Origin of the sequence: Vulcanibacillus modesticaldus (assembly GCF_001730235.1) — a bacterium.
GTDB classification, from domain to species: Bacteria; Bacillota; Bacilli; order Tepidibacillales; family Tepidibacillaceae; genus Vulcanibacillus; species Vulcanibacillus modesticaldus.
In genome coordinates this window covers 28773-38726 of the sequence record NZ_MIJF01000014.1, presented here as the reverse complement: position 1 = coordinate 38726, position 9954 = coordinate 28773, and the positions used below count along the sequence as shown (strand labels likewise).

General features: G+C 33.6%; 11 protein-coding genes. 4 read left to right on the top strand and 7 right to left on the bottom strand.

The window, feature by feature from the left end:
- Positions 1-269 precede the first annotated feature (269 nt).
- From BHF71_RS04130 to BHF71_RS04115, 4 genes are all read left to right on the top strand, one after another.
- Complete coding sequence (locus tag BHF71_RS04130; RefSeq protein WP_069656407.1) at positions 270-491, top strand: hypothetical protein; 222 nt, start codon at positions 270-272, stop codon at positions 489-491.
- Positions 472-792, top strand: coding sequence for a YbjQ family protein (locus BHF71_RS04125; protein WP_069656406.1), 321 nt, complete (start codon positions 472-474; stop codon positions 790-792). The genes BHF71_RS04130 and BHF71_RS04125 overlap by 20 nt, the downstream gene beginning before the upstream one ends.
- A gap of 174 nt (positions 793-966) precedes the next feature.
- Positions 967-1218 (top strand): spore coat protein CotJB, encoded by a 252-nt coding sequence (locus BHF71_RS04120; protein ID WP_069656405.1) that lies wholly within the window; start codon positions 967-969, stop codon positions 1216-1218.
- Positions 1219-1240: 22 nt separating this feature from the next.
- Positions 1241-1879, top strand: a complete 639-nt coding sequence (locus tag BHF71_RS04115) for a manganese catalase family protein (protein WP_084024212.1) — start codon at positions 1241-1243, stop codon at positions 1877-1879.
- A gap of 47 nt (positions 1880-1926) precedes the next feature.
- Here the strand turns inward: BHF71_RS04115 and asnB are convergent, their stop codons facing one another.
- The 7 genes from asnB to BHF71_RS04080 form a co-directional block, all read right to left on the bottom strand.
- The gene (gene asnB / locus BHF71_RS04110; RefSeq protein ID WP_069656404.1) at positions 1927-3768 is read right to left on the bottom strand and encodes an asparagine synthase (glutamine-hydrolyzing); all 1842 of its coding nucleotides are present in this window, start codon (positions 3766-3768) and stop codon (positions 1927-1929) included.
- Positions 3769-3978: 210 nt separating this feature from the next.
- Positions 3979-4704: an MBL fold metallo-hydrolase gene (locus BHF71_RS04105; RefSeq protein WP_069656412.1), complete on the bottom strand. Its 726-nt coding sequence runs from the start codon at positions 4702-4704 to the stop codon at positions 3979-3981.
- 138 nt (positions 4705-4842) lie between these two features.
- Positions 4843-5331 carry a divergent PAP2 family protein gene (locus BHF71_RS04100; protein ID WP_069656403.1) on the bottom strand — a complete coding sequence of 163 codons (489 nt, stop codon included), beginning with the start codon at positions 5329-5331 and terminating at the stop codon, positions 4843-4845.
- A gap of 47 nt (positions 5332-5378) precedes the next feature.
- Positions 5379-6173, bottom strand: a complete 795-nt coding sequence (locus BHF71_RS04095) for an undecaprenyl-diphosphate phosphatase (protein WP_069656402.1) — start codon at positions 6171-6173, stop codon at positions 5379-5381.
- Positions 6174-6219: 46 nt separating this feature from the next.
- Entirely contained in the window at positions 6220-7686 is a 1467-nt protein-coding gene (locus BHF71_RS04090; protein ID WP_342668071.1) for a nicotinate phosphoribosyltransferase, read from the bottom strand.
- A gap of 332 nt (positions 7687-8018) precedes the next feature.
- Positions 8019-8930 carry an oligopeptide ABC transporter permease gene (gene opp4C, locus BHF71_RS04085; protein ID WP_069656401.1) on the bottom strand — a complete coding sequence of 304 codons (912 nt, stop codon included), beginning with the start codon at positions 8928-8930 and terminating at the stop codon, positions 8019-8021.
- 14 nt (positions 8931-8944) lie between these two features.
- Positions 8945-9907 (bottom strand): ABC transporter permease, encoded by a 963-nt coding sequence (locus BHF71_RS04080; protein WP_069656400.1) that lies wholly within the window; start codon positions 9905-9907, stop codon positions 8945-8947.
- Between the last annotated feature and the right edge of the window lie 47 nt (positions 9908-9954).

The window sequence follows — 9954 nt, the reverse complement described above, 5'->3', positions numbered from 1 at the left end:
GAAGAGAATTCTTACCAAGCAATGCCCCCATCAAATAAACAATGATTTTATTTTGAACCTCAATGTATAGTAGCAACAAAGAAATAACTTTAGACATCAAGTTTGCCGCCTCCTTTGTTTGAGTAATTTTTTGAATGGTCAACTAAAAATTACCCTTAAATTGAGGGGGTGGCAATACCTTAATATAAATTTTTCAATAACAACAAGGTTTTTGACACAATAATCTATAAAACTTTTGACAATACGTTTTAAAAACATGAGGTGATGCTATGAAAAAAATTGGAGTTTCACTTGTGATTATAGCAGGACTCATTTTTGTTTTCGCTCCCTTTTACGCACTTTTTTCCAATGCAGAGCCAGTTGAAGATAATATTATCGCAGCATTCCTATTAGGAATTATTGGAAGTATTATGATTTTGATTAGTGTAGCTAAGGATCGCTATGAAGAGTATAAGGAGGATAAAGAAAATAATGATTATCGTAAATATTGATTATGTACCTGGTTACAAAGTGACCAAGGTCCATGGAATGGTTAAAGGCAATATCGTTCAGTCAAAACATATTGGAAAGGATATTGTAGCAGGATTTAGGACATTGGTTGGTGGAGAAATTAAAGAATATACCGAAATGTTAACGGACTCAAGACAAAAAGCGACTGCTCATATGGTACGGGAAGCTGAGAAGATAGGAGCTAATGCAATTTTAAATGTAAGATATATGACCTCCCAAATTATGCAAAATGCTTCTGAAATTCTCGTATACGGGACAGCTGTTACATTAGAAAAAGATTAAAATTTTATAATTGCTTTATAAAGCAGGCAGACTCAAAAAATCGCTATTTATGCGAGGTTGAGTCTGCCTTTTTTTATATATATTTTTACCCAAAAATTAGGCGATCATCTTAGTTACTAATGACTATATGACTGAATAAAGTAATAGGGAATACGAATAAGGGAGGAATATGATTTGAAAAGAGCAACACCATTATTATATAAACTACAAGATTTAGAATTTGCAGCTTTAGAACTCAAACTATATCTAGATACTCATCCCAATGACAAAAAAGCTCAACAAGACTTCACTAATTTAACTTATCAAATCATGCAACTAATGCCTGAGGTTGAGCGCTACTACGGACCACTTACCCAGTATGGTTTCTCAAAAGAAAATCCGGCCCGTTGGATAAAGGACCCTTGGCCGTGGGAAATAATTTACTAAATTAAAGAGGTGAATATGAACGATGTGGATGTATGAGAAAAAACTTCAACGACCCATTCGTATTGAGAAACCGGACTTAAGGATGGCAAAATTTTTAATTACCCAATATGGTGGTCCAGACGGCGAGTTATCGGCAGCATTAAAATATTTAAATCAAAGGTACAGTATGAAAAACAAAAGAGCTAAAGCCTTACTAACGGACATAGGTACTGAAGAATTAGGTCACCTAGAGATGATTGCAACTATGGTATATAAATTAGTCAAGAACGCAACACCTGAACAAATGATGGCGGCAGGATTAGGTGCACAATTTGCAGAACATAACCGAGCCCTATTTTATAGTGACGCTAATGGTAATCCCTGGACAGCATCTTACATTCAAACGAAAGGGGATCCTATAGTTGATTTGATTGATGATATTGCTGGTGAAGAAAAGGCTAGAGCAACCTACGAGAACTTAATCCAAATGACAGACGACCCTGGACTAATTGATGCCCTAAGATTTCTAAGAGAAAGAGAAGTAGTACATGCATTAAGATTCAGAGAAGCACTATACATTGTTAGAGAAGATAAAAAGAATTATAAGTACGACGTCGAAGTTGATGGGGCAAAGGATATCTTTACCGATACTAATTTCACACCAGATGAAATCTTGGACTAAAAGCAAAAAAACGGATGCAATCAATGCATCCTTTTTTTTTCTTAAGATTAAACAATTTTGATTTGATACTCTTTTAACCAATAATTAACTTGAATTAAATATGCTAGAAGTTGTGGACCCATCATTAGCTGACCGAAGTATGGAACTTTAAAAATTTCGCCACCTGATTCAATAATATTACGTACATATTTTGCATCTATTAAATCTAGTATCGGAGAAGTTGGATCATTTAAGATATCTAGAAGCCGATTGCTAACCTCTTTTGTATATAGTGGATTGTGAGTTTTAGGATAAGGGCTTTTCCGACGATTTAATATTTCGTCTGGCAGAATGCCTTTCATGGCTGCACGTAAGATTCCTTTTTCTCTATTATTTAAATTTTTCATTTCCCAGGGTATATTCCAAACGTATCCGACCAAACGATGATCAGCAAATGGAACCCTGACCTCCAAACCAGTCGCCATCGTCATTCGATCTTTTCGTTCTAATAGATTAGCCATAAACCACTGATAATTCAAATAAAATAATTTTCGCATCTGTACTTGTTCTTTTGAATCTTCAGTTGAAATTGGAACTTCATCTAATGTCTGTTGAAAACGATATTGTACATAGTCTTTTATTGAAAGTCGTTCTTTTAAAGATGGTGATAATATTTTCACCCTTTCATCTAATGATCTTAACCAAGGAAAGTTCTCAGATTTCAAATCATCTTCACGATAAAACCACGGGTACCCACCAAATATTTCATCTGCACATTCTCCTGATAATCCAACCGTCGCCCCTTTTTTAATCTCTTTACTAAATAATAAAAGAGAAGAATCGATATCAGCCATTCCTGGTAAATCACGGGCTTTGACTGCGTCATATAACGATTCCACTAGTTCTATCGTATCTACCATAATATAATGATGGGTTGAGCCAATATATTTAGACATCTTTTTTACCCAAGGTGGATCGGCATTAGGTTGAAATTCACTAGCTTTAAAATTTTCTTTGTTCCCAACGTAATCTATTGAATAGGTATGGAGTGTCTTAGCTTTTTCTCTATAGATATTTGCAGCCACAGCTGAAATAATACTTGAATCAAGTCCACCCGAAAGAAAAGTACAAACAGGGACATCGGATACTAATTGACGTTTAACTGTATCTAGAACCAACTCTCTAACCTTTTCGATAGTTGTTTTTAAATCATCTTCATGCTTTTTACTCTCTAATACCCAGTATTTTTTAATACTTGTACCGGATGAGTTATAAATTAAATAATGCCCTGGTTTTAACTCGGATACTCCTCGAAATACACCATGCCCTGGAGTCCTAGATGGTCCAAGTCCAAAAATCTCTGATAAACCTTCTTCATCAATCTCTGGTTTAATTTCAGGATGAGCCAAAAGCGCCTTAATTTCTGAAGCAAATAATAATTTGTGGTATTTTTCAGTATAAAAGAGCGGTTTTACTCCAAGACGATCCCTAGCCATAAATAATTTTTGTTTTGAATCATCCCATACCCCAAACGCAAAAATACCATTTAAGCGCTCTACACATTTTTCTCCCCACTCAATATAGGATATCAGAAGAACTTCAGTATCTGAATGTGAGAAAAATTTATGTCCTAGCTGTTTTAATTCCCTTCTAAGTTCTTCCGTATTATATAATTCTCCATTGTAAATGATAACGTATTTGTTATCACCATATTGGCGAATCATTGGTTGTGAGCCACCTTCTGGATCAATTACTATTAATCGAGTATGTGCTAGGGCAGCATGTTTGGTTACCCAAGAGCCTTGATTATCGGGTCCCCGATGATGTAACGTACTACCCATTTTTTCTATAATCTCCTTTTTCTGCGTTAGGTCTTGATCCCAATCAATCCACCCAGCTATACCACACATAAATATCTCTTCCTTTCAAAACTGATTCATGGAATTCAAACATCACCATCATACCAATAACCTATCTTATGTTAATCTATTCAATAAGTGCTTGGATTTTTACTAAAATATTTCCTAAAATATTTCTTGTGGAACTTTTTTTAATTATTCCATCTTTATCTATAAAAATATTCATAAAATTAATTTATCGGTATTAGCTGGATATGATAATTATTTCAACTTATCCATATTCGCCAAGTGCCTTTCTTTCATATCTGAACTCCAATTTGATTGATCAATATTAATACCTTGATATAGTTTCTTGACGTATTCTAGGTTTGACTTAATCAACTCTATTGAGGCATTTTCACCATGTCCAGTAATGATATATCTGGGATTGAGATTAAGATACATTTTAAGTGTATTTATATAATGTTTCAAATCCTTATCTTGTATATATGGAATAGGAAATTCAACGTTATCCCCTACATATAAAATATTTTCTTTTTTATCATAACAGGATGCCGAATCAGCTGTGTGACCTGGAGAATAGAAAAACTCCACACCATCTTCCATAAATGTTAACCGTTTTTCAAATAAAATATTCGGAAAAACTGGTTTTACTTCACCCCTAGCATACTGTTTATTTTTATTTAATTCAGACCAAAAACCCTTTTCAAGATTCTCTCTACATTTTTTATGGGCTATAATCATTGAATCAGCAAAAGCACAGTTTCCCCAAATATGATCCCAGTCCCAATGGGAATTAAAGACAATAATCGGTTGGTTTCTACCATCCCTACGAAAAACTTTTTTCAGCTGTTCCATTGGGTCTGGTCCAAGATATGTATCACATAAATATGTAAATTTTTCACCATAAATGGCCAACAAGTTAATTTGATCTAGCTCAGGAAAACTAATTACAATACTCCTAGGGCCTAATGATTTGATTTTCATAAACCAATCATCCTTTATAACAAATTTTTTCTTTCTCCATACTCCTCCATTATAAAACATTGCTGTATAACTAAAATAATTAGGGTTAATAAAAAAAGTTGCATGCAAATTCCAATCTGAATTCACATGCAACATGAGTTAATACCAAGTTCCTACAAATAATGCTACCAAAATTCCGAAAAGCAAACCCATCAATACTTCAAAAGGTTTATGTCCTAAAAGCTCTTTTAATGGATTTCCCAGAAGCTCCCTAAAAGTTACATTATTTCTTTTTGATTTATATTTTACATGTTCTACTAATTGATGAAAGTCTTGAATGAGTACATTAAGTGCTTGAGCATGCTTAGATGCTTGGTAACGTACTCCTGTTGCATCCCACATAGTAATCAACGAAAATACTGTAGAAATGGCAAAAAACGGGGAATTAAATCCATATTCAATACCTATTGCTGTAGTTAACGAAGATACAAAAGCTGAATGTGAACTTGGCATCCCACCATTACTGAAAATAATCATCGGATCAATTTTATGATTTAATATAAAGTTAATAGGAAATTTTACTAATTGAGCCAATAACATCGCAACTAATGCTGATATTAATGGGTAATTGTCTAGTAATACTGTCATTTTGATCTCCCCATCGATGTATATATTGTAAATTAAATATTAATCAATTATCCCCAAAATTGATAAATAAGAATAATCGAACCCACAAGAACACAATAATAAGTAAAATAAATCAATTTACCACGATTAAGAACCCCAATAAACCATTTAATTGCAAAAATAGCTGAAAATAGTGATACAAAAAATGCTATCGAGTATTCAAATAAATTAACCGTTTGACTAAATAAATCATCTATCTTTAATAGCATCGTACCGATACTGACGGGAATTGCTAAGAAAAATGAATATTGTATCGCCAATTCCTTGTCTAATTTACGATAAAGTGATGCAAAAATCGTTGCACCTGAGCGACTAATTCCAGGAATTAAAGCAATCGCTTGAAACAAGCCGACCCATAAAGCATCCTTTGTATTTATTTGTTTCCTATATCCCTTAATTTTAGAAATATAATATAGTCCTATCCCAGTAATGATCAATGCAATTGCAATAGTTGTTAATGATTTTAACCTGCTTTCAATAAAGTCCTCAAATAATAATCCTAATACCCCAGCAGGAATAACACCTATTATGATATACAAGGTAAACTTAAAATCTTCAAGATCTTCCTGCGTTCCCTTAAATATATAACGAAAGAAGCCCCTAACCAATCTCAACAACTCTTTTCTAAACACAATTACCATTGCTAAAAAAGTAGCAAAATTTAATAGAACTTCAAATGCTAAACCAGGTAAACTGATTCCAAAAAGCTCTTGAATAATCACTAAATGCCCACTACTACTTATTGGTAACCACTCGGTAATCCCCTGAACCAATCCTAGAATTACATAGACTATCCAATCCATCCATGCTCCTCCTCTTCCATATATTTCTTTGTAAAATAGTGTCTACCTAATAATGTTTATTTCTCTCTTTATTAATTAATTCATGCTTCAGATCCCACAACTTTTGCGATAAATCTACATGATAAACATGAGGATTATTTATTCTTTTTATTTCTTCTGATATGGTACTCAACTCTTTCTTAGCTCTTTTTCTAATTTCCTCTAATGCTGGAGGTGAATAAACTAACTCTCCATTTTTAAAGATAGGAATTAACAGCTCTTTTGCAATGAAGTTTTTCACCAATTTCTTTTTCCAAACATTTATTGGATCAAATGCAATAAAATTTTTTACTGGAATTTTTTCATCATGAAGCATTACAAGATCAACAATTGCTCTAAAGTTAATCTTATCATAGAAACGAATAAGCTTTTTAACTCCTGGAGTTGTCACCTTTTCAGGATTTTCACTTATTTTTATTTTAGGGATAGATTCACCGTCTTTAATTTCAGCGGCTAATTTATATACCCCACCTAATGCTGAACATCCAGAAGATGAAATTAATTTTGTCCCAACTCCCCAAGAATTAATTTTAGCACCTTGTAACTTCAAATCACGGATTATATATTCATCCAAATCATTTGAAGCAATAATCTTCGCATCTGAAAATCCTGCTTCATCTAACATTTTTCTAGCTTGTTTAGATAGATATGCTAAATCACCAGAATCTATACGAATACCGTAATTTTTGAATTGATCACCATACTTTTCCTTCATTATCTTAAATGTCTTAATTGCATTTGGTATCCCACTATTTAGGGTATCATAAGTATCTACTAATAATATCGCATTATTGGGAAATATCTCTGCATATGCCAAAAAAGCCTCCAACTCTGAAGAATAACTTTGAATATATGCATGGGCATGAGTACCTACAACAGGAATCGAGAAGAGTTTCCCAGCTAATACGTTAGAGGTTCCAGTTACCCCTCCAATATAGGCGGCACGTGACCCATAAATTCCCGCATCTGGTCCTTGAGCCCTCCTTAAACCAAAATCTATCACAGGATCACCATCAGCAGAAAAAACTATTCGTGCTGCTTTAGTTGCAATTAAAGTCTGATGATTAATAATGTTTAGTATTGCAGTCTCTATTAGATGAGCTTCTATTAAATTAGTTTCTATTTTCATAATAGGCTCATTAGGAAAAATTACCGTCCCTTCAGGTACAGACCAAATATCTCCGGTAAATCTAAAACCCCGTAAAAAATCTAGAAATTCTCGATCATAAGGATAAATGGAAGATATGTAATTAATATCTTCCTCTGAAAATTTTATGTTTCTAATATAATTTATAACTTGCTCTAAACCAGCAAACAAAGAATACCCACTATCACAAGGATTTTTTCTAATAAAAACGTCAAATACGACCTTCTTGTCTAACAAATTATTTTTAAAATGAGCATACATCATACTGATCTGATAATAATCAGTTAATAAAGTAAGGTTACCAGATTTATTCCATTCCATATTCATCAATCTTTCTCCTTATTTGCCAAAATGATTATTATTACTTCTTATTGTATCATTTTTCATCATATTAAAGCCTATTATTTTCTCATTTAAATGTTAAACTTGCTCAAATGTTAAAAATAACTATAATGAGAAACCCCTTATTATATGGTAAAAAGTAAGTACTACCACATAACAAGGGGCTAATATCAACGATACAATTCGATATAATCATTATTAAATAAAATCGCTCACAATAAACCTTTTTCTGACATAAAATTATTAACTCCAAAAAACTATTACTGAGCGAATGAATTCTCATAATTGATAAAATAAGGCTTTACAATAAAATTTTCTTAACTCTTCCTCATTCTTGGATCTAAAGCGTCCCGTAAGCCATCACCGATGAAATTGATCGCTAGTACAGTAATCACTATCATTATCCCCGGTGGTATCCACGCCCAAGGTTCATACTGTAAAACCCTAAGTGATAATGCTTCAGTTAACATATTCCCCCAAGTAGGAGTAGGTTGAGGAACACCAAACCCGATAAAACTTAAGGCAGATTCAGAAATAATCATCCCAGCCATAAACAAGGTTGCATTAACGATTATCGGTCCCATAGCATTGGGTAGCATGTGACGAAAAATTATCCGAAAATCAGAACCTCCAATAGATCTAGCACTTAAAATAAATTCTTGCTCACGTAAGGATAGAAATGTAGCCCGAATAATTCGAGTAATTCCTGGCCAAGAAACGAAGGCCATGACACTAACAAATATTAAAATATTAATTTCCTTTAAAATCGCTACAACTGTCATAACTAACAATAAAAAAGGAAAGTTTAGTTGAATATCCGCTAAACGCATTATTATATTATCAATTTTCCCACCATAATAACCTGCTACAGATCCCAAAATTGTACCAATCACTATAGTGAATAACATCGCAGAAAAACCGATTATCAAAGAAATCCTAGAACCATATAACAGTCGAGCAAAAATATCGCGACCCGACGAATCAGTACCTAACCAGTGTACCTTATCAGGTTTTCCGTTAGTATTTAGCAAATCAGCATATTCTGGATCATGGGGAGTTAAATATGGAGCAAAGATCCCTATCATTACTATTATTAAAAGTACCCATACCCCTAAAACAGCCATTCTATTGCGTTTAAACTTCCTAAAAGCTATTCTCCAAGGAGTATTCTCCTTTGACTTGTTTAATGATTTAGAGGCAGAGTGCCTTGTGTCGATTTGTGTTTCCATTTGATTTGCCCTCCTTAATCATAACGAATTCTAGGATCTACAATTACATAAAAGATATCAGCTAGTAAATTTCCTACTAAAACCATAGTAGCGATAATTAAATTAATAGCCATAATTATCGGATAATCACGATTTATGACCGCATTTAGAAACAAAGTCCCTACACCTGGCCAACTAAAAACGTTCTCAGTAATTACTGCTCCAGCTACTAAAGCACCAAATTCAAATCCTAGTAAGGTAATTATCGGTATTAAAGCATTTCTTAAAGTGTGTTTATATAAAATAACTCTTTCAGGCATTCCTTTTGATCTAGCTGTACGAATGAAATCTTTCCCCATTACCTCCATCATCTCACTACGCATGTATCTCATGTAACCAGCGGTTTGTGCTAATCCAAGTGTAGATGCTGGCATAATTACATGTTTGAACTTGTCCCAAAAAAGAGCTAAACCTGTATAATCAGCTCCCGCCGTAATGGTTCCTTGAGCAGGTAGCCATCCAAACTGGATAGAAAATAAATAAATAGCTATCAAACCTGCATAAAAGTTAGGAGTTGCTAACCCTAAGAAACCGAATGTTGTAGCCGAATAATCGATCAGCGAGTACGGTCGCCTTGCAGATATGATTCCAATTGGAATCGATACAATTAAAGTGATAATCAAAGAAGTTATTGCTAGAAACAAGGTATTAGGTATTCGTTCAGCCAATAAATCTGATACTGGGAAACCAAACCTCATTGATACACCAAAATTTCCTTGTAAAACATTTTTTAACCAAGAAAGATATTGTTTGTAAGGTGGATCGTATAGGTTAAACATTGCTCTCTTTTTGTCTAAAATATCCTTTGTAATACGTGGATCAAATTCCCCAGTAAACGGATCCCCAGGAGCCAATTTAGAGAATGTAAAAACGATTATACTGATAAGCACAAGCATTGGAATCATTATTAATATTCGTCGCAGTATGTACTTGTACAATGCACTTCCTCCTTAATTAATTTCATGGCGTGCAGCATCATCTACAC